Annotated in this window: 20 protein-coding genes; 5 read left to right on the plus strand and 15 right to left on the minus strand. The window is 69.1% G+C overall.

The genetic code is table 11. The annotated features are described in order from the left end of the window. Positions 1-10 precede the first annotated feature (10 nt). Positions 11-496 carry an N-acetyltransferase gene (locus KCI33_RS09330; RefSeq protein WP_212524515.1) on the minus strand — a complete coding sequence of 162 codons (486 nt, stop codon included), beginning with the start codon at positions 494-496 and terminating at the stop codon, positions 11-13. Between the two features lie 88 nt (positions 497-584). On the opposite strand from KCI33_RS09330, the gene KCI33_RS09335 reads away from it, so the two are divergent. After that, a complete protein-coding gene (locus tag KCI33_RS09335) occupies positions 585-1,190 on the plus strand; it encodes a flavin reductase family protein (RefSeq protein WP_212524516.1) in 606 nt (201 codons plus the stop codon). A gap of 61 nt (positions 1,191-1,251) precedes the next feature. Here KCI33_RS09335 and KCI33_RS09340 read toward each other — a convergent pair whose 3' ends face one another. Then, on the minus strand, positions 1,252-2,880 hold the full coding sequence (locus KCI33_RS09340; RefSeq protein ID WP_249138997.1) for a SulP family inorganic anion transporter: 1,629 nt from the start codon (positions 2,878-2,880) through the stop codon (positions 1,252-1,254). 142 nt (positions 2,881-3,022) lie between these two features. Beyond that, the gene (locus tag KCI33_RS09345) at positions 3,023-3,193 is read right to left on the minus strand and encodes a hypothetical protein (RefSeq protein ID WP_212524568.1); all 171 of its coding nucleotides are present in this window, start codon (positions 3,191-3,193) and stop codon (positions 3,023-3,025) included. A gap of 296 nt (positions 3,194-3,489) precedes the next feature. Here KCI33_RS09345 and KCI33_RS09350 point away from each other — a divergent pair, with 296 nt between their 5' ends. Beyond that, entirely contained in the window at positions 3,490-4,029 is a 540-nt protein-coding gene (locus tag KCI33_RS09350) for an adenine phosphoribosyltransferase (protein ID WP_212524517.1), read from the plus strand. A gap of 48 nt (positions 4,030-4,077) precedes the next feature. Here the strand turns inward: KCI33_RS09350 and KCI33_RS09355 are convergent, their stop codons facing one another. The 11 genes from KCI33_RS09355 to coxB form a co-directional block, all read right to left on the minus strand. Then, positions 4,078-5,493, minus strand: a complete 1,416-nt coding sequence (locus tag KCI33_RS09355; protein WP_212524518.1) for an FAD-binding oxidoreductase — start codon at positions 5,491-5,493, stop codon at positions 4,078-4,080. Between the two features lie 51 nt (positions 5,494-5,544). Continuing rightward, positions 5,545-6,369, minus strand: coding sequence for an MBL fold metallo-hydrolase (locus tag KCI33_RS09360; protein WP_212524519.1), 825 nt, complete (start codon positions 6,367-6,369; stop codon positions 5,545-5,547). Between the two features lie 54 nt (positions 6,370-6,423). Next, positions 6,424-7,008, minus strand: coding sequence for a GNAT family protein (locus KCI33_RS09365; RefSeq protein WP_212524520.1), 585 nt, complete (start codon positions 7,006-7,008; stop codon positions 6,424-6,426). Continuing rightward, the gene (locus tag KCI33_RS09370; protein ID WP_212524521.1) at positions 7,008-8,270 is read right to left on the minus strand and encodes a pitrilysin family protein; all 1,263 of its coding nucleotides are present in this window, start codon (positions 8,268-8,270) and stop codon (positions 7,008-7,010) included. Before KCI33_RS09370 ends, KCI33_RS09365 begins: the two co-directional genes overlap by 1 nt. Further along, positions 8,267-9,658 (minus strand): threonine synthase, encoded by a 1,392-nt coding sequence (gene thrC / locus KCI33_RS09375; RefSeq protein ID WP_212524522.1) that lies wholly within the window; start codon positions 9,656-9,658, stop codon positions 8,267-8,269. The genes KCI33_RS09370 and thrC overlap by 4 nt, the downstream gene beginning before the upstream one ends. Before the next feature lie 11 nt (positions 9,659-9,669). After that, the gene (locus KCI33_RS09380) at positions 9,670-10,344 is read right to left on the minus strand and encodes an SURF1 family protein (RefSeq protein WP_212524523.1); all 675 of its coding nucleotides are present in this window, start codon (positions 10,342-10,344) and stop codon (positions 9,670-9,672) included. A 101-nt stretch (positions 10,345-10,445) separates the two neighbouring features. Beyond that, a complete protein-coding gene (locus KCI33_RS09385; protein ID WP_212524524.1) occupies positions 10,446-11,249 on the minus strand; it encodes a cytochrome c oxidase subunit 3 in 804 nt (267 codons plus the stop codon). 22 nt (positions 11,250-11,271) lie between these two features. Then, entirely contained in the window at positions 11,272-11,847 is a 576-nt protein-coding gene (locus tag KCI33_RS09390; RefSeq protein ID WP_212524525.1) for a cytochrome c oxidase assembly protein, read from the minus strand. Beyond that, entirely contained in the window at positions 11,844-12,023 is a 180-nt protein-coding gene (locus tag KCI33_RS09395; protein ID WP_212524526.1) for a hypothetical protein, read from the minus strand. Before KCI33_RS09395 ends, KCI33_RS09390 begins: the two co-directional genes overlap by 4 nt. Position 12,024: 1 nt before the next feature. Continuing rightward, the gene (gene cyoE / locus KCI33_RS09400) at positions 12,025-12,960 is read right to left on the minus strand and encodes a heme o synthase (protein ID WP_212524527.1); all 936 of its coding nucleotides are present in this window, start codon (positions 12,958-12,960) and stop codon (positions 12,025-12,027) included. Between the two features lie 55 nt (positions 12,961-13,015). Continuing rightward, positions 13,016-13,882 (minus strand): cytochrome c oxidase subunit II, encoded by an 867-nt coding sequence (coxB, locus tag KCI33_RS09405; RefSeq protein ID WP_212524528.1) that lies wholly within the window; start codon positions 13,880-13,882, stop codon positions 13,016-13,018. 178 nt (positions 13,883-14,060) lie between these two features. Between coxB and tldD the strand changes: the two genes are divergently transcribed. The 3 genes from tldD (at position 14,061) to dprA (ending at position 17,241) form a co-directional block, all read left to right on the plus strand. After that, entirely contained in the window at positions 14,061-15,482 is a 1,422-nt protein-coding gene (gene tldD, locus KCI33_RS09410; RefSeq protein ID WP_212524529.1) for a metalloprotease TldD, read from the plus strand. A gap of 140 nt (positions 15,483-15,622) precedes the next feature. Then, entirely contained in the window at positions 15,623-15,988 is a 366-nt protein-coding gene (locus KCI33_RS09415) for a hypothetical protein (protein ID WP_212524530.1), read from the plus strand. 173 nt (positions 15,989-16,161) lie between these two features. Next, the gene (gene dprA / locus KCI33_RS09420; RefSeq protein WP_212524565.1) at positions 16,162-17,241 is read left to right on the plus strand and encodes a DNA-processing protein DprA; all 1,080 of its coding nucleotides are present in this window, start codon (positions 16,162-16,164) and stop codon (positions 17,239-17,241) included. Here the strand turns inward: dprA and KCI33_RS09425 are convergent. Beyond that, positions 17,227-17,685 carry a hypothetical protein gene (locus tag KCI33_RS09425; protein WP_212524531.1) on the minus strand — a complete coding sequence of 153 codons (459 nt, stop codon included), beginning with the start codon at positions 17,683-17,685 and terminating at the stop codon, positions 17,227-17,229. The genes dprA and KCI33_RS09425 overlap by 15 nt on opposite strands. Positions 17,686-17,749 lie beyond the last annotated feature (64 nt).

Consider the following 17,749-nt stretch of genomic DNA (forward strand, 5'->3'; position numbering starts at 1 on the left):
GATCAGCGGGTCAGACCGCACGCTCGACCGCGCCGGTCACGCCGTCCCACGCCCCCGCGCGCAGCGCCAGGCCCAGAACGCGGTCCGGGTTGGTGGGCGGGGGCATCTCCACCCCCTCCAGCTTTTCGAATCCGAAGCGGCCGTAATAGGGCGCGTCGCCCACCAGCATCACACGCGCCCACCCTCCGGCGCGGGCGCGGGCCAGCGATTCCTGGATCAGCAGCGCGCCCAGCCCCTCGCCCTGGCGGGTCGGGTGCACGGCGACCGGGCCCAGCAGCAGCGCGTCCTTCCCGCCGACGCGCACCGGCCAGTAGCGGATGGCGGCGGCCAGGGTGCCGTCCGCGTCGCGCGCGGTCAGGCACAGCGCCGCTACCGGGGCCACGCCTTCGCGGAGGCGGTAGGACGACAGCGCCTCGCGCCCCGGCGCGAAGCACAGGTCGTAGAGCGCCTCGATCTCCCACCAGTCCTCGGCCCGTTCCTGCTCCAGCCGGATCACGCCCTGCCCCTTTTTCGCTTTCCTTCTGGAAAGGCTGCTAGCACGGGGTTAGGTCTGGGGCAAACCGATCTGATCAGGAGCGCCCAACATGTTCTACCGCCCCGAGGATGGCCACGGCCTGCCCCACAACCCGTTCAACGCGATCGTCACGCCCCGCCCCATCGGCTGGATCTCGACCCGCGGCCGCGACGGGCGGGAAAACCTCGCCCCCTATTCCTTCTTCAACGCGGTCGCCTACACGCCGCCGCAGGTGATGTTCGCCACCACCTCGCGCAAGGAGGACCGGCACATGGGCAAGGACAGCCTGGCCAATATCGACGAGACCGGGGTGTTCTGCGTCAACATCGTGGAATACGCGATGCGCGACGCGATGAACCTGACCTCGGGCGCCTACGACCGGGATGTGGACGAGTTCGAGCTGGCCGGGATCGCGCGCGCCGAATGCGAAACCGTCGCCTGTTCCCGCGTGGCCGGGGCGCCTGCCAACCTGGAATGCCGGCTGACGCAGATCGTCAAACTCGAGGGCGCGGACAACCACCTGGTGCTGGGCGAGGTCACCGGCGTGCACATGCGCGACGACTGCCTGCGCGAGGGGCGGTTCGACGTCACCACCTTCCAGCCGCTGGCCCGGCTGGGCTACCGCGACTACGCGCGCGTGACCGAGGTGTTCAGCCTCAACAGGCCGGGCGAGTGACCCAGGCGCCGCGCCCGCCTCGCGGGTGCGGCGATGAGTATTTGGACCAAGAAGAAGGGGGCTAGTGCCCCGCCCCCAACTGGCCGGTGCGCACCGAATAGTTGACCGCGACCTGGTAATCGGGGTCGTCGTCGCTGTCGACCATCAACTGGCCGGCGCGGGTCAGGAGCTGGTGGCAGTCGCGGCTGAGATGGCGCAGCTGCACCCGTTTGCCGGCGGCCTCGTATTTCGCGGCAACCGACTCGATCGCGGTCAGGGCCGACTGGTCGGCGACGCGGCTGTCGGCGAAATCGATCACCACGCGCGCGGGGTCGGTCTCGGGCGCGAAAAGTTCGGTGAAGCCGGCGGCGGAGCCGAAGAAGAGCGGGCCCTGCACCTGGTAGACCTTGGCGCCCTCGGGGGTCTCGTAGGTCTTGGCGTGGATGCGGGTGGCGTTGCTCCAGGCATATTCCAGCGCCGAGACGATGACGCCGACCACCACCGCGGTGGCGAGGTCGTAGGCGACGGTGGTGATGGTCACCAGCACGATCACCAGAGCGTCGGCGCGGGGCACCTTGCGCATGATGCGGAACGACTGCCAGGCGAAGGTGCCGATCACCACCATGAACATCACGCCGACCAGCGCGGCCAGCGGGATCTGCTCGATCAGCGGCGAGGCGGCCACGATGAACAGCAGTAGGAACAGCGCCGCCGAGATCCCCGACAGGCGCATCCGCCCGCCCGATTTCACGTTGATCATCGACTGGCCGATCATCGCGCAGCCGCCCATGCCGCCGAAAAACCCGGTGACCACGTTCGCCGCGCCCTGGGCCACGCATTCCTGGGAGGCCCCCCCGCGCTTACCGGTGATCTCGCCCACCAGGTTCAGGGTCAGCAGGCTTTCGATCAGGCCGATCGCAGCGAGGATCACCGCATAGGGGAAGATGATCTGCAGCGTCTCCAGGGTCAGCGGCACGGCGGGGATGTGGAAGGCGGGCAGCCCGCCCTCGATCGAGGCCATGTCGCCCACCCGCGGCACGTCGATGTCGAAGGCGATGACCAGCACCGCCACCACCGCGATCCCCGCCAGCGGCGCGGGGATGGCCCTGGTGATCCTGGGCGTGACCCAGATGATGGCCATGGTCGCCGCCACCAGCGCCAGCATGGTCACCAGCGGCCAGCCGGTCATCCATTGCCCGCCGGACATGCCGTGGCCCGCGGCCTCGGCGGTGCCGGGCACCTGGAACTGCGTCAGCTGCGCGAGGAAGATCACGATCGCCAGCCCGTTGACGAAGCCCAGCATAACCGGGTGCGGCACCAGCCGGATGAACTTGCCCAGCTTGAAGACGCCCGCCAGAACCTGCAACAGCCCCATCAGCACCACCGTGGCGAAGAGGTATTCGACCCCGTGCTGGGCCACCAGCGCCACCATCACCACCGCCAGCGCGCCGGTGGCGCCCGAGATCATGCCGGGACGCCCGCCGAACAGGGCGGTGATCAGCCCCACCAGGAAGGCCGCGTAGAGCCCGACCAGAGGGTGCACGCCCGCCACGAAGGCGAAAGCCACGGCCTCGGGCACCAGCGCCAGCGCCACGGTCAGGCCGGCCAGCAGCTCGGTCTTGAGCCGATCGGGGGTCAGACCGCCCGCCGGTTTCGTCAGTTGCGAGGGGGCATAACGCTCGGCAAATGCCGCCAGCATGGATCGGGGCAAGGGGCTTGTCCTGTCTTGTTGGATTTTTTGTTCGCGACCGCGCGCATACCGCATGCGGCCGCCGGTGGAAACCGCCCGCGCCCGGAAAGTTGAAATGAAAGGCCGATTTGCCGCAGCCGCAGGGCGGGTTTCGCCCGCGCCGTCACTCCGCGCGGTGTTTCTTCAGGAACTGGCGGATGAAGCGGCGGATCTCGCGCGCGGCGCTGGTGTCGAGATCGTTGCAGAGCCGGACGAAGGCGTCGCGCTCCTCCTTGTCGAGGCGCAGGACGAGCTGGCTGTCCTTCTTGTTCTTCTTGTCCGCCTTCATGGTCACCGTCGCGCGCCCCCGTCCTTGATTTTTCCGGGAATTAATGTATATACATTTGCATTACATTCATGGTGCCAGACACTATTGCGGCACGGCAACCAGGGAAAGAAGATCATGAACCTGCAGTGGGCACAATCCATGCTCCTCCGCGACCGGATGGACTGGCGCAAGCCGCATCTGAACTGGGTCCCGGATCGGATTTACCGGTTTTTCAGCGAGCGTAACAAGTAACCTCTCGGCCGGGCTTGCGCAGCGGGCGAGCATCGGGGAAAACGGGGCCGATCGTTCCAGAGAGGCCCCCGATGCAAGCACGTCCCGGCGTCAAAGACTATATCCGCACCATCGTCGATTTCCCCCATGAGGGAATCATGTTCCGCGATGTCACCACGCTGTTCGCAGACCCGCGGGGGTTCCGCATCGCGGTGGACCAGATGCTCGACCCCTTCGCCGGCCAGCGGATCGACAAGGTGGTGGGTCTGGAGGCGCGCGGCTTCATCCTGGGCGGCGCGGTGGCGCATCAGCTGACCGTGGGGTTCGTGCCGATCCGCAAGAAGGGCAAGCTGCCCGGGACCACCATCAGCGAAGAATACAAGCTGGAATATGGCGAGGCCATCGTCGAGATCCACGACGACGCGATCCAGCCCGGCGAGCGCATCCTGCTGGTCGATGACCTGCTGGCCACCGGCGGCACCGCCGAGGCCGGGATCAAGCTGATCGAACGGCTGGGCGGAGAGATCCTGGGCTGCGCCTTCGTCGTCGATCTGCCCGAGCTCGGCGGCCGTGCCAGGCTGGAGGCGATGGGCATGGACGTGCACGCGCTCTGCGCCTTCGAAGGCGCGTAAACCGATTCTTCGCAGAAAAATCGCGTTGAATTTTCTGCGAAAATTCGTTCAGGCGGCGCGCAGGATGACACCGGGGTTCATGATGCCCGCCGGGTCCAGCGCCGCCTTGATCGCCCGCATCGCCGCCAGCTTGGCCGGGTCGGCGTAGCGCTCCAGGTCCTCGACCTTCAGTCGCCCCACCCCGTGCTCGGCGCTGACAGAGCCGCCCAGTTCGTGCACTAGGTCATGCACCGCACGCTTCACCGCGCCGCGCAGATGCTCGTAATCCGCGCGGGTCTTGCCGGGCGCGGGAAAGACGTTGTAATGCAGGTTGCCGTCGCCCAGATGACCGAAGCAGTTGATGCGGAAATCGCCCAGCCGGGCCAGCGCCGGCCCGCCGCGGGCGATGAACTCGGGCACCGCCTCCAGCGGCACCGAGATGTCGTGCGACGAGACCGCGCCGATCTTGCGGTTGGCCTCGGGGATGCGCTCGCGCAGGGCCCAGAACGCGGCGCGCTGGCCCTCGGACTGTGCGATCACGCCGTCGCTGACGAGCCCGGCCTCGGCGGCCTCCTCGAACAGCCCCTCCAGCGCCGCGGCCGGGTCCTGCCCCGCCGCGAGGCCGAGGTCGATCAGCACCGTCCAGTCGGGCTGCTCCGCGAAGGGCTGGCGCACCTCGGGCAGCTGCTCCGACAGGAACCTCAGCCCCATCCCGCCGATCAGCTCGAAGGCCGAGACGCCGGTGCCGATGCGCCGCCCGGCCATCGCCAGCAGGTCGAGCGCGGCGGCAGGGCTGTCGACCACCATCATCGCCGCCCCCGTGGCCGCCGGCCGCGGGAAGAGCTTCAGCGCGGCGGCGGTGATCACCCCCAGCGTGCCCTCGGCGCCGATCAGCAGGTCGCGCAGATCGTAGCCGGTGTTGTCCTTCCTCAGCCGCGTCAGGCCATTGAGGATCGCGCCGTCGGGCAGCACCGCCTCGATCCCGAGGCACAACTCGCGCGCGTTGCCGTAGCGCAGCACGTTGACGCCGCCGGCATTGGTCGAGAGCACCCCCCCCACCCGCGCCGAGCCCTCGGAGGCCAGCGACAGCGGGAACAGCCGCCCCGCCGCCTCGGCCGCGTCCTGCACCTGCGACAGGATCACGCCGGCCTCGGCCAGCAGCACGTTCTCGCGCGGGTAGACGGCGCGGACCCGGTTCATCCGCTCCAGCGACAGGATCACCGGCGCGGGGCCCTCGGGCATGATCTGCCCGCCCACCAGCCCGGTGCCGCCGCCATAGGGCACGATCCCCACCCGCGCCGCGGCGCAGGCGCGGACCACCGCCGCGACCTCCGCGGTCGTGCCCGGCGCGACCAGCAGCCCGCCGATGCCGTGATAGCGGCCGCGCGGCTCTTCCAGGTAGGCCGGGCCGAGGGGGCGGAACGCGGCCTCGGGCAGGCCGGCGCGCAGGGTCTCGCGGAAGGACTCGGTGACGGGGTTCAGCATGGGCAGGCTCCTTTGCCCGCAGGCAAAGCACGCGCGCGGCCCGGGATCAAGTCAGTCCTCCGGCGGGCGGAGGAAGGCGGGCTCCAGCACCACCACGCTCGGCCGCGGCGGCAGCCCCCGCAACGAGACCTCCAGCGCGCTTTCGCCCGGGCGCAGGATCGCGAAATCCTTCTCCATCCCGTCGAGAAAGCGCTGCAACGAGTATTCGCTGAACCAATGCATCGGGATCACGACAGACGAGCGCAGCCGCTGAAGCACCCGGATCATCGTCGGAAGGTCCAGCGTCAGACCGCCATCGACCGGGGCCATCACCACGTCGAGCCGCCCCAGCGCCGCGTATTGCGCCGCGTCCGGCTCGTGATGCAGGTGGCCCAGATGCCCGATGCACAGCCCCGCCACCTCGAAAACGAAGATGGAGTTGCCGGCCACGCGCACGCCCCCCGCCCGGCCGCGGGTGTCGGTGGGCACGTTTCGCACCAGCATCTCGCCGAGATCGAGGTGGTGATCGGCGGGCCTGCCCTCCCGCGCCCAGCCTTCCAGCACATGCGGGATCGCGGGGTCGGGAAAGGCCGTCCAGTGGCTGTCATGGGCGTTGTTCATGGTCACCACGTCCGGGATCAGGTCGAGGTTTCCGATGAAGCCGGTGTAGTCGGTCACCGCCGTCAGCCCGCCCGCGGTTTCGAGCACGAACATGGAATGGTCGATATAGCCGAGCCGCACGGTATTGCGCTCCAGCGGCGCGCCGAAGGCGGCAAGCTGGACGTATTCCAGGCCGGGGGCAGCCTGCGCCAGGGCGATGCAATGGCTCGGGCGGCGGTCCTGGGCCTCCGCGGGCGCGGCCAGAAAGACAAGCAGGGCAAGGGCGAAACGGATCATCGGCAGCTCCTCCTCGTGCCAGAAGGGTAGCACGATTTGCGCCCGCGTCACGCCTCAGCCGGTCAGGGTGCGCCCCCGGCGGTCGCCGCGCAGATTGGCGTAGAGCACATGGTTGCGCCAGCGCCCGTCGATCTGAAGGTAGCTTTGCGCGACGCCCTCGTATTTGAAGCCGCTGCGCTCCAGCGCGCCGCGCGAGGCGATGTTCTCGGGCAGGCAGGCGGCCTCGATCCGGGACAGGTCCAGCGCGGTGAAGGCGTGATGCACCACCGCCTCGATCGCCTCGCGCATGTAGCCCTGGCGCGCATGGGGCCGGCCCACCCAGTAGCCCAGCGTGCCCGCCTGCGCCGGGCCGCGGCGGATATTGTCCAGCGTGATCGCGCCCAGAATCGCCTCGTCGGCGCGGCGGACCAGGAACAGCGGCAGCGCCGTGCCGTTGGAGATCGCGCGCTGCGCCCAGTAGACGCGGTTGGTGAACGCCTTGCGGCTGAGGTGATCCTCGGCCCAGGCGGGCTCCCACGGGGCCAGGAAATCTCGGCTTTCCAGCCGCAGCGCCGCCCAGGCGCGGAAATCGGTGTGCGCCGGCGGGCGCAGGGTCATGCGTTCGGTTTCGATGCGGACCTTGCGCTTCCGGCTGAGCATCAGGCGGCGATCCTCTCCTGCAACTGCGCCAGATCGGGCGCCGCGCCCACCGGGCCATACATGGCCAGCGCCGGCTGCGCCCCGCCCAACAGCCCGGCGCCGAAATCGCGCACGTCCTGGGTGGTGACGGCCTCGATCTTGGCGATGGTCTCTTCGAGATCGGGCACCCGGTCCCAGATCGCCACCAGCCGCGCCAGCCGCTCGGCCCGCGCCGAGGGGCTTTCCAGCCCCATCAGCAGCCCGGCCTTCATCTGCGCGCGCGCGCGCTCGACCTCGGCGGGGCTCATGTCGCCGGCGGCGCGCTTCAGTTCGTCGATGGTCAGATCGCCCAGTTCGCGCAGCTGCGCCTCGCTGGTGCCGGCGTAAAGCGTGATCATGCCGGTGTCGGCATAGGCCCCGGCCTGCGCGAAGATCGAGTAGCACAGCCCGCGTTTCTCGCGGATCTCCTGGAACAGGCGCGAGGACATGCCGCCGCCCATAGCGGTGGCGTAGATCTGCGCGGTATAGACCGCCGGGTCGCGGTAGCCCGGGCTTTCGAAGGCCAGCGCGAAATGCACCTGCTCCAGCGGCTTGACCTCCCGCCGCTGGCCGCCCCCGAAACGGGCCGGGGTGGCGGTCTCGTGCCCGGCGGCGGGCAGTTGGCCGAAAAGCTCTTCGCTCAGGCGGACGATTTCGTCGTGGTCCACCGCGCCCGCGGCGGCGAGGATCAGCTGGTCGGGCGCGTAATGTTCGCGCACGAAGCCGGACAGGTCCTCGCGCGAGAAGGCGCGCACGCGCTCGGCCGGGCCGAGAATGCTGCGCCCCAGCGCCTGGCCGGGATAGGCGGCCTCCTGCAGCCAGTCGAAGATGATGTCGTCGGGCGTGTCCAGCGTCTGGCCGATCTCCTGCAGGATCACGCCGCGCTCGACCTCGATCTCGGACGGGTCGAAGACCGGGTTCAGCACGATATCGGCGATCACGTCCAGCGCCAGCGGCACGTCGGCCTCCAGCACGCGGGCGTAATAGGCCGTCATCTCGCGCGAGGTATAGGCGTTGATGTAGCCGCCCACATCCTCGATCTCCTCGGCGATCTGCAGGGCGCTGCGGCGCGCGGTGCCCTTGAACGCCATGTGCTCAAGGAAATGCGCGATACCGTTCTGTTCGGGGCGTTCGTGCCGTCCGCCGGCATTGACCCAGATCCCGAGCGCCGCGGATTTCATCCCCGGCATGTTCTCGGTGACGATGCGGAAGCCGTTGGGAAGCCTGTGAAGTTCGACGCTCAATGCGCGCGCCTTTCGTGGATGAGGGCCTCGATCGCGGCAAGGTCGTTGGCGACCTCGGTCACCCGCTCGGGACGGTCGTAGAGATCGGCCATGCGGCTGGGCAGGTCGGGGTGCTGGCCGCAGGATGCCTCCACCGCCGCCGGGAATTTCGCCGGGTGCGCGGTGGCCAGCGTCACCATCGGCGCGGCCGAGGCGGGCTGTTCCTGCGCCACCTTCACGCCCACCGCCGTATGCGGGCACAGCACCTCGCCGGTGGCGGCGAAGGTGTCGCGGATGGTGCTGCGGGTCTCGTCCTCGGAGGCGCGGCCGGAGGCGAAGATCTCCTGCAGGCGCTGCAGCGCACCCTGGCTGATCTGGAAGCCGCCCTTGTCCTTCAGGTCGGCCATCTGGCTCGCCACCGCCGCGCCGTCGCGGTCGTAGACATCGAACAGCACGCGCTCGAAATTCGAACTGACCTGGATGTCCATCGACGGGCTGATCGAGGGGGTGACGCCCTGCGTGATGTAGCCCCCCGAGCTCAGCGCCCGGTGCAGGATGTCGTTCTGGTTGGTGGCGACCACCAGCCTGTCGATGGGCAGGCCCATGCGCCGGGCGATGTAGCCCGCGAAGATGTCGCCGAAATTGCCGGTGGGCACGGTGAAGCTGACCGCGCGGTGCGGCGCGCCGAGGCTGACGGCGGAGGTGAAATAGTAGACCACCTGCGCCAGCACCCGCGCCCAGTTGATGGAATTGACCCCGGCCAACCCCACCCCGTCGCGGAAGGCGAAGTCGTTGAACATGTCCTTCACCCGGGCCTGGCAATCGTCGAAATCGCCATGCACCGCCAGCGCGTGCACGTTGCCCTCGGACGGCGTGGTCATCTGGCGGCGCTGCACCTCGGACACCCGGCCATGCGGGAACAGGATGAAGACATCGACGTTGGACAGCCCCCGGAACGCCTCGATCGCCGCGGACCCGGTGTCGCCGCTGGTGGCGCCGACGATGGTTACGCGCCGGCCCGAACGGCTGAGCGAGGCCTGGAACAGCTGGCCGATCAGCTGCATCGCGAAATCCTTGAACGCCAGCGTCGGGCCGTGGAACAGCTCCAGAAGGAAATGGTTCGGGCCGAGCTGGACCAGCGGCGCGCGGGCGGCGTGGCCGAAGCCCGCGTAGGCGCGCGCGATGATCGCCTTGAACTCGTCATCGCTGAAGGCGCCGCCGATATAGGGGCGCATGATGCGGAAGGCGACCTCCTCGTAGGTCAGCCCGGCGAGCGCCGCGATCTCGTCCGCGCTGACCTGCGGGATTGTCTCGGGCACATAGAGCCCGCCGTCGCGGGCCAGGCCCGTCAGCATCGCCTCTTCGAAGCTCAGAACCGGGGCTTCCCCCCGCGTGGATACATAGCGCATGTCGCCCGCCTTCAAACCGTTTTCCGCCTGATACGCCACAGAAGCAGCCCTGTCATCCCCAGCCAGACAATCGCGAGACCGAACCAGGTCACGGCATAGCCCAGATGATCGTTCGGAATCCCCGAGGTATCGACCGGCAACGGCGCCACCGCCCCGCCCTGCCCCGAGACCTCGCGCGCCACGATCAGCACCGGCTCCGTCCCCATGTGGCCGGCCAGCGCCGGCACGTCGCGGGCGAACCAGAGGTTCTGGTCGGGCTCGGGACCGGGCGTAAAGCTGTCCACCTCGTCGGGCCAGTGCAGGTTGCCGGTGAGGGTGAGCGTGCCCTCGGGCAGCGCCTCGGAGCCGGATTGCAGCGGCAGGAAGCCGCGATCGACCAGCACGCGCCGCCCGTCCGTCTCGAAGGCCGCGATCAGCCGGTGGCCGGCGCCCACGCGCTTGACGCTGGCCAGAACGCGGACCTGTTCGCCGGTGAAACGGCCGGCGGCCTGCACCGGCAGGAACCGGTCGGTCTCCGGGTCGGGCGCTGCGGGCAGCGCCACGGGGCTGTCGTGGATCCGCGCCTCGATCTCGGCCAGAACGCCCTCTTTCCAGGCCAGCCGGCGCAGCTGCCAGGTGCCCAGCGACAGCAAGATCGCCGCGCCCACGACGCCGAAGATCAGCGGCAGGATCATGCGTTTGGTCATATCGGGCGGTCCCCCTCAACGGAAAAAGCGCGGGACCGGGGCCCCGCGCCTGTGGTGATCGGTTTCGCGCCGGAATGCAATCCCGACGCGGGAGCCCTGCCTCAGGCGGCGCCCCAGATGTAGATGGCTGCGAACAGGAACAGCCAGACCACGTCGACGAAGTGCCAGTACCAGGCCGCCGCCTCGAAGCCGGTGTGCTGCTCGGGGGTGAAGTGCCCCTTGAGCACGCGCAGCAGGCAGACGAACAGGAAGATCGTGCCGATGATCACATGCGCGCCGTGGAAGCCCGTGGCCATGAAGAACGAGGCGCCATAGATGTTGCCCGAGAAGCCGAAGGTGGCGTGGCTGTATTCATAGGCTTGGAAGAAGGTGAACAGCATCCCCAGCGCGATGGCCAGGATCAGGCCGTTGCGCAGGTCCTTGCGGTTGTTCTCATGCACCAGCGCGTGGTGCGCCCAGGTCGCCGCCGCGCCCGAGCACAGCAGGATCAGGGTGTTGATCAGCGGCAGGTGCCAGGGATCGAAGGTCTCGATGCCCGCGGGCGGCCACTGGCCGTCCACCGCCGGGCTTTCCGGGCCCATCGGATAGATCGCGTGCTTGAAGAACGTCCAGAACCAGGCCGAGAAGAACATCACCTCGGACATGATGAACAGGATGAAGCCGTAGCGCAGGCCGATGCGCACCACCGGCGTATGGTCGCCGGCCTTGTTCTCGGCGATGGTCTCGGACCACCAGCCGTACATCGTGTGGAGCACGATGGCGAGGCCCGCCAGGAACATCCAGGGCCCGTTGTCATGCATCAGCATGACCGCGCCGAAAAGCATGATGAAGGCCCCCACCGCGCCCGTAAGGGGCCACAAGGAGGGGCTCAGGATGTGGTAGTCGTGGTTTTTCTCATGCGCCATTTTTGTTCCCTCGCCTGAGACGTCAGTTGACGGTTCTTGTTGATGTGGTCGCCAGCCCGGCCTGCTCTTCCGGCAGGTCGGCCGGATGGAAGGTGTAGCTCAGCGTGATGGTGTGGATGTATTGACCCTCGCGGTCGGTCACGATCTCGGGGTCGACGTAGAAGCTGACCGGCATCTGCACCCTCTCCCCGGGTTGCAGCACCTGCATCTCGAAACAGAAGCAGTCGATCTTGGTGAAGAAGCCGCCGGCGTCATAGGGCACGACGTTGTAGCTGGCGGTGCCCGCGATCACCCGGTCGGTGGGGTTGTAGGCCTCGTAGAAGGCGAGACCGGTTTCGCCGATGCGGATCTCCATCTCATGCGCCACCGGCTTGAATTCCCAGGGGAAGTCGCGCTCCTTGCTGGCGTCGAAACGGACCTTGATGGTCTTGTCGAGGATCACGTCGGAGCCGGTCTCGGCCACGTCGGTGGTGCCACCGAAGCCGGTGACCTTGCAGAACAGGTTGTAGGCCGGCACCGCCGCCCAGGCCATCGCGCCCATCACGACGACGACGCCCAGCAGCTGGGTCAGGGTCTTCTGCTTGCCCTGCAGGCTCATTTGCCCGCCTCCGTGGCGGCCGGCGCGCCCGCCGGGGCCGGCTGCGGCCTCTCGCCGCCAACCTTGACGATGGTCAGCCCGAAGACCAGCGCCACGAACAGCGCCAGCACGATCCCCAGGCCGAGGTTGCGGCCGAAGCGGCGCTTGTGCAGTTCGTGTTCTTCCTGAAACGCCATCTTACCAGCCTCCCCAGCCGAATTGCGCGAGACCCGCCTCGGCCAGAAGGGCGACGAAATGCAGGAAAAGGTAAGACAGCGAGAAGCCGAAGAACCGCTTCTCGACGCGGTAGCCGTCGGCCTCGGCCGCGGCCTCGTCGCGGCGCCGGATGCGCAGCGCGCCCGCGATGAACATCGCGTTCAGGACCAGCGAGGCGGCCAGGTAGACCGGCCCGCCGATCGAGGTCGCCGCCAGCGCCAGCGCGAAGGGCGCCAGCAGCAGCGTGTAGACCAGGATGTGCGTCCGCGTCGCCTTGCGCCCGTGGGTCACGGTCAGCATCGGCACGTCGGCCTCAGCGTAGTCGGATTTCATGAACAGCGCCAGCGCCCAGAAATGCGGCGGGGTCCACATGAAGATCAGCATGAACATCAGCACGCTTTCGACGCTGATGCCGCCCGTGGCCACGGCCCAGCCGATCATCGGCGGGAAGGCGCCCGCGGCGCCGCCGATCACGATGTTCTGCGGCGTCGAACGCTTCAGCCACATCGTGTAGACCACCACATAGAAGAAGATGGTGAAGGCCAGGAAGGCGCCCGCGAACCAGTTCGCGGCCAGCCCCAGCATGACCACCGAGATCCCCGACAGCGCGAGGCCGAAGCCCAGCGCCTCGCCCTCGGAGACCTTTCCGGCCGGGATGGGGCGGTTGCGGGTGCGGCGCATGATGCGGTCGATATCGGCATCCCACCACATGTTCAGCGCCCCCGAGGCGCCCCCGCCCAGCGCGATGAACAGGATCGCGGCAAAGCCGACCAGCGGGTGCACCGACACCGGCGCCACCAGCAGGCCGGTCAACGCGGTGAACACCACCAGCGACATCACGCGCGGCTTCAGCAGCGCCACATAGTCGCCGAATTCCGCTTCCGGAGAATTCTCGAAGACACTGGTCGTGTCGGTCATCTCAGCCTCCCTGGGAGCGGGCCGCGCGTCGCGGCGGCCCCTCCCCCGTCAGCGCTCAGTTCGAGGCCAGCTTCATGGCGCGCGGCGCGCCGGCGTATTCCTCGATCGCGCCCTCCAGCCAGGCGTCGTACTGCTCCTGCGTGACCGCCTTGACGGTGATCGGCATGTAGGCGTGGTCCTTGCCGCACAGTTCGGAGCACTGGCCGAAATAGATGCCTTCCTTGCCCTCGTCGACCTTGAACCACAGCTCGGCCAGACGGCCGGGGACGGCGTCCTGCTTCACCCCGAAGGCGGGCACGGTCCAGGAGTGGATCACGTCGGCGCCGGTGACCTGCACGACGATGGTCTTGCCGGTCGGAACCACCATGGCGGTGTCGGTGGCCAGCAGGTATTCGTCCTGCGAGTAACCATAATCCTCCAGCTCGTCGCGCGCCAGCAGCAGGCTGTCGAAAGCGAATTCGTGCTCGGGGTATTCATAGCCCCAGTACCACTGGTAACCGGTGGCCTTGATCACCACGTCGCCCTCGGGAATTTCCTGCTGCTTGAACAGCACCGGCAGCGAGAAGGCGCCGATGAACACGAGGATAATGATCGGGATCACCGTCCAGGCAATCTCGATCGGCGAGTTGTGGGTGAAGGTCGCAGGCTTGGGGTTGGCGCGCTTGTTGTAGCGCAGGACGACCACGGCCAGCAGCAGCGTGACGAACAGGGTGATGGCGGCGATGATATAGGTGATCATCCCGTCAAGCCACTGCAGGTCATGGGCCAGTTCGGTCGCGGCCGGCTGGAAGCCCATCGCCCCGTCCACCGGCTTGCCGATGATTTCCAGTCCCTCGATCGCATCCTGAGCGCGGGCGGCTGCGCCCGAGAAGATACCAAGAGCTACGGCCCCGAGGCCGGTGTGCAACGTCGAAATTCGCATGTTCTTTCCCTGTTCGCGTCGCGGCGCCCTCCCGGCCGCCGAACGGACCCCGAGTCGCCTCGGAATACCGTTGTGTTCCCGGCCCCAAAAACCATATTAGCGTAGGGCTGACAAGCACGGATGGTGCGTCAATAAGCCGCGAATTGTTCCACATCAAAGACATCTCTAGGGGGTGCACATGCAGCATAGCAGCTTCCGGCCCTTCGACAAAACGCTGGATCAGCAAGGCGCGCTCGGCCTTCTGCGCGCCGCCACCGACGGGGCCGAGGATGGCGAACTGTTCCTGGAACGGCGCCGCTCGGAGGTGCTGGTCTTCGACGACGGGCGGCTGAAGAACGCCAGCTACGACGCCTCCGAGGGGTTCGGCCTGCGCGCGGTGAAGGGTGAGACCTCGGGCTATGCCCATTCCACCGAGATCAGCGAGGCCGCGATCCGGCGGGCCGCCGAAACCGTGCGCCTGGCGGTGGGTGACGGCGGCGGGGTGATGGCGCCGCCCCCCCAGCCCACCAACCGCCGGCTCTATACCGATGCCGATCCGATGGCCGAAGCCGCCTTTCCGGTCAAGATCGAGACCCTGCGCGAGATCGACGCCTTCGCGCGCGCGCTCGACCCGCGGGTGGTGCAGGTCTCCGCCAGCCTCGCAGCCTCGCTGCAGGAGGTCTATATCCTGCGCCCCGACGGCACGCTGCTGCAGGACACGCGCCCGATGAGCCGGCTCAACGTCTCGGTCATCGTCGAGGAGAGCGGCCGGCGCGAAAGCGGCAGCCACGGCGGCGGCGGGCGCGTCGGGCTGTCGGGCATGATCGACCGAGCGACATGGCAGGACGCCGCGCGCGAGGCGCTGCGCATCGCGGTCGTCAACCTGGGCGCAGAACCCGCGCCCGCGGGCGTGATGGAGGTGGCGCTCGGCCCCGGCTGGCCGGGCATCCTGCTGCACGAGGCGATCGGCCACGGGCTGGAGGGCGATTTCAACCGCAAGGGCAGCTCGGCCTTCGCCGGGCTGATGGGCCGGCAGGTGGCGGCGAAAGGCGTGACCGTGCTCGACGATGGCACCATCCCGGACCGTCGCGGCTCGATCAGCTTCGACGACGAGGGCACGCCCTCGCACCGCACCACGCTGATCGAGGACGGCGTGCTGGTGGGCTACATGCAGGACCGGCAGAACGCGCGGCTGATGGGGATGGAGGCCACCGGCAACGGGCGGCGGGAAAGCTTCGCCCACCCGCCCATGCCGCGGATGACCAACACATATATGTTGTCGGGCAATGCCGACCCGGCGGATCTGGTTGCCGACGTGAAGGACGGCATCTATGCCGTGGGCTTCGGCGGCGGCCAGGTGGACATCACCAACGGCAAGTTCGTCTTCTCCTGCACCGAGGCCTATCGCGTGCAGAACGGCAAGGTGGGCGCGCCGGTGAAGGGCGCCACGCTGATCGGCGACGGACCGACGGCGTTGCAGCGCATCCGCGGCATCGGCAACGACATGCAGATGGACCCCGGCATCGGCAATTGCGGCAAGGCCGGGCAATGGGTGCCGGTGGGCGTGGGTCAGCCGACGCTGCTGATCGGCGGGCTGACGGTGGGCGGCGCGGGGGCGTGACGCCCGCGCCGGGGCGCGGGCCCCGGGCCTTCCCGCGCCCCGGCCGGTCGCGCAACGCGCGGGGGGCCTGCCCCAAATAAAGACGCGCGCGCCGGCGCGCGCCGTGGCATCATGCCGTCGTGCTGGCAGAGGACCCCGCAATGCGCGTTTATCTGATCCTTCTGGCCTTTGCGGTTGCCGTCTGGGCCTTTTGCGGCGCGATCATGGGACTCGGGCGCGCCGTCACGACGCTGGAGACCACGCTCCTGCTGCACGCCATCGGCGCGCCGCTCGCGGCGGCGGTCGCCGCCTGGGGCTTTCAGCGCCTCCGCGGCGGCGTGGCGCCGGTCTCGGTCGCCGCGGCCTTCGTGGCCACCGCGCTCTTTCTCGACGCGTTTCTCGTGGCGCCGGTTTTCGAGGGCAGCTTCGAGATGTTCCGCAGCGTGATCGGCCTGTGGCTACCGCAGGCGCTGATCTTCCTGGCCGCGTGGGGGGCGGGAAACGCCGGGCGGAGGACATCCGCCTGACGCGCCCCGGCGCGACCGCGTCGCCATTGCGCCGCCGAAAGGCCCCTGCCCGTTCACCTCCCGTTAACCCTGCTGCGGGAAGATTCGGCCCCGTGCATGAGCGGAGTCGCAGGATCGTGAACGGTCAAACTCTCTTTTCGCGCCCCCTCGCGCCCCCCGAGGGGGAGCGCGCGCTGGTCGCCTGGCTCCGCCTCGTCCGGTCGCGTCGGGTCGGCGCGGCGACCTTCTTCCGGCTGATCGCCGCGCATGGCAGCGCCGAGGCGGCGCTGGAGGCCCTGCCAGGCGTCGCCCGCGCCGCCGGCACGGCGGATTACGCCCCCTGCAGCGCCGAGACGGCGGCGCGCGAACTGGCCGCGGGCCGGGATGCCGGCGCCCGGCCGGTCGCCTATGGCAGCGCCGACTACCCCGCCGCCCTGGCCGAGATCCCCGATCCGCCGCCGCTGCTGTGGCTCCGGGGCGACCCGGCGCTGGCGAAGCGGCCGATGGTGGCGCTTGTCGGGGCGCGCAACGCCTCGTCGCTGGGCACGCGCATGGCGCGGCGGCTGGCCGAGGGGCTGGGCACGGCCGGCTTCGCCTGCGTCTCGGGCCTGGCGCGCGGGGTGGACACCGCGGCGCACAGCGCCTCGCTCGACAGCGGCACGGTGGCGGTTCTTGCCGGCGGCGTCGACGTGATCTACCCGCCCGAAAACGCCGCGCTGGCCGACCGGATCGCCGCCCGCGGCCTGCTGATAAGCGAACAGCCGATGGGGTTGCAGCCCCGCGCCCGCCATTTTCCGCGACGCAATCGCATCATCTCGGGGCTGTCGCGCGCGGTGGTGGTGGTCGAGGCCGCGGCGCGCTCGGGCAGCCTGATCACGGCGCGCGAGGCGCTCGACCAGGGGCGCGAGGTACTGGCGGTGCCCGGCCACCCGTTCGACGCGCGCGCCTCGGGCTGCAACATTCTGATCCGCGACGGCGCCATCCTGGTGCGCGGCCCCGAGGACGTGATCGAGGCGCTGGGCGGGTCCCCCTGCCCCCTGCCCGCGCGCCCCGCCCCGGCCCGCGGCGCCGCCCAGGTTCGCGCCCCCGCTCCCGCGATCGCAGACCTCCAGGCGGAGATCCTGAGCCGCCTCGGCCCCTCGCCGCTGGCCGAGGATCAGTTGATCCGCGACCTCGCCGCGCCGGCGCAGGCGGTGACGCCCGCGCTGATGGAACTGGAACTGGCCGGCAGGATACGGCGTCAGGCCGGCGGCCTGCTGTCACTCGTGTGTTGAGACCGGGGCCTGCGCGCACCAGTCATGGATGACCGGATGATATTCCCGGCACAGCGGCGCGAATGTGAACCACGGATCTGTCGCCCCGATCATCCAGTGCACCGCCACCCAGGTCTCTCCCGACCTGCGGTAGAGCACCTGCAACTCGGCGGCCTCCGCGATATCGGCGTCGAAGCCGCCGCGCCGGGCGATCGGGGTGTCGCGCATGTCGATCGGCACGCCGCCGGGGCGCTGCGCCTTCAGCATCGCGAAGCCTAGGTCGCCGGCCACCCGCAGTTCCCGGACCACGAATTCCACGGGGCGGCCCAGCGCCCATTCGGCATGCGGGCGGATGGCGTCCATCAGCGCCGCGCGGGTCGCGCTGCCACGCGCCGGGACGGTCCAGTCCGAGGCGCCCGCGGCGGCGGCGAAGAGGCTGAGGCAGGCGATCAGAATGGCGCGCATGGCGGGATCCTTCCGTTGCGGCCCCCAGTTTCCGCCGCCGCGCCCCCCGGATCAAGCGCATCGT

The sequence above is a fragment of the Actibacterium sp. MT2.3-13A genome, assembly GCF_018139985.1.
In the GTDB taxonomy this organism is placed as follows: Bacteria; Pseudomonadota; Alphaproteobacteria; order Rhodobacterales; family Rhodobacteraceae; genus JAGSOU01.

Coding starts and splice junctions, on each gene's coding strand:
- KCI33_RS09335 (WP_212524516.1), top strand. CDS start 585: ATGTTCTACCGCCCCGAGGATGGCCACGGCCTGCCCCACAACCCGTTC.
- KCI33_RS09350 (WP_212524517.1), top strand. CDS start 3,490: ATGCAAGCACGTCCCGGCGTCAAAGACTATATCCGCACCATCGTCGAT.
- KCI33_RS09355 (WP_212524518.1), bottom strand. CDS start 5,493: ATGCTGAACCCCGTCACCGAGTCCTTCCGCGAGACCCTGCGCGCCGGC.
- KCI33_RS09360 (WP_212524519.1), bottom strand. CDS start 6,369: ATGATCCGTTTCGCCCTTGCCCTGCTTGTCTTTCTGGCCGCGCCCGCG.
- KCI33_RS09365 (WP_212524520.1), bottom strand. CDS start 7,008: ATGCTCAGCCGGAAGCGCAAGGTCCGCATCGAAACCGAACGCATGACC.
- thrC (WP_212524522.1), bottom strand. CDS start 9,658: ATGCGCTATGTATCCACGCGGGGGGAAGCCCCGGTTCTGAGCTTCGAA.
- KCI33_RS09380 (WP_212524523.1), bottom strand. CDS start 10,344: ATGACCAAACGCATGATCCTGCCGCTGATCTTCGGCGTCGTGGGCGCG.
- KCI33_RS09385 (WP_212524524.1), bottom strand. CDS start 11,249: ATGGCGCATGAGAAAAACCACGACTACCACATCCTGAGCCCCTCCTTG.
- KCI33_RS09390 (WP_212524525.1), bottom strand. CDS start 11,847: ATGAGCCTGCAGGGCAAGCAGAAGACCCTGACCCAGCTGCTGGGCGTC.
- KCI33_RS09395 (WP_212524526.1), bottom strand. CDS start 12,023: ATGGCGTTTCAGGAAGAACACGAACTGCACAAGCGCCGCTTCGGCCGC.
- cyoE (WP_212524527.1), bottom strand. CDS start 12,960: ATGACCGACACGACCAGTGTCTTCGAGAATTCTCCGGAAGCGGAATTC.
- coxB (WP_212524528.1), bottom strand. CDS start 13,882: ATGCGAATTTCGACGTTGCACACCGGCCTCGGGGCCGTAGCTCTTGGT.
- tldD (WP_212524529.1), top strand. CDS start 14,061: ATGCAGCATAGCAGCTTCCGGCCCTTCGACAAAACGCTGGATCAGCAA.
- KCI33_RS09415 (WP_212524530.1), top strand. CDS start 15,623: ATGCGCGTTTATCTGATCCTTCTGGCCTTTGCGGTTGCCGTCTGGGCC.
- KCI33_RS09425 (WP_212524531.1), bottom strand. CDS start 17,685: ATGCGCGCCATTCTGATCGCCTGCCTCAGCCTCTTCGCCGCCGCCGCG.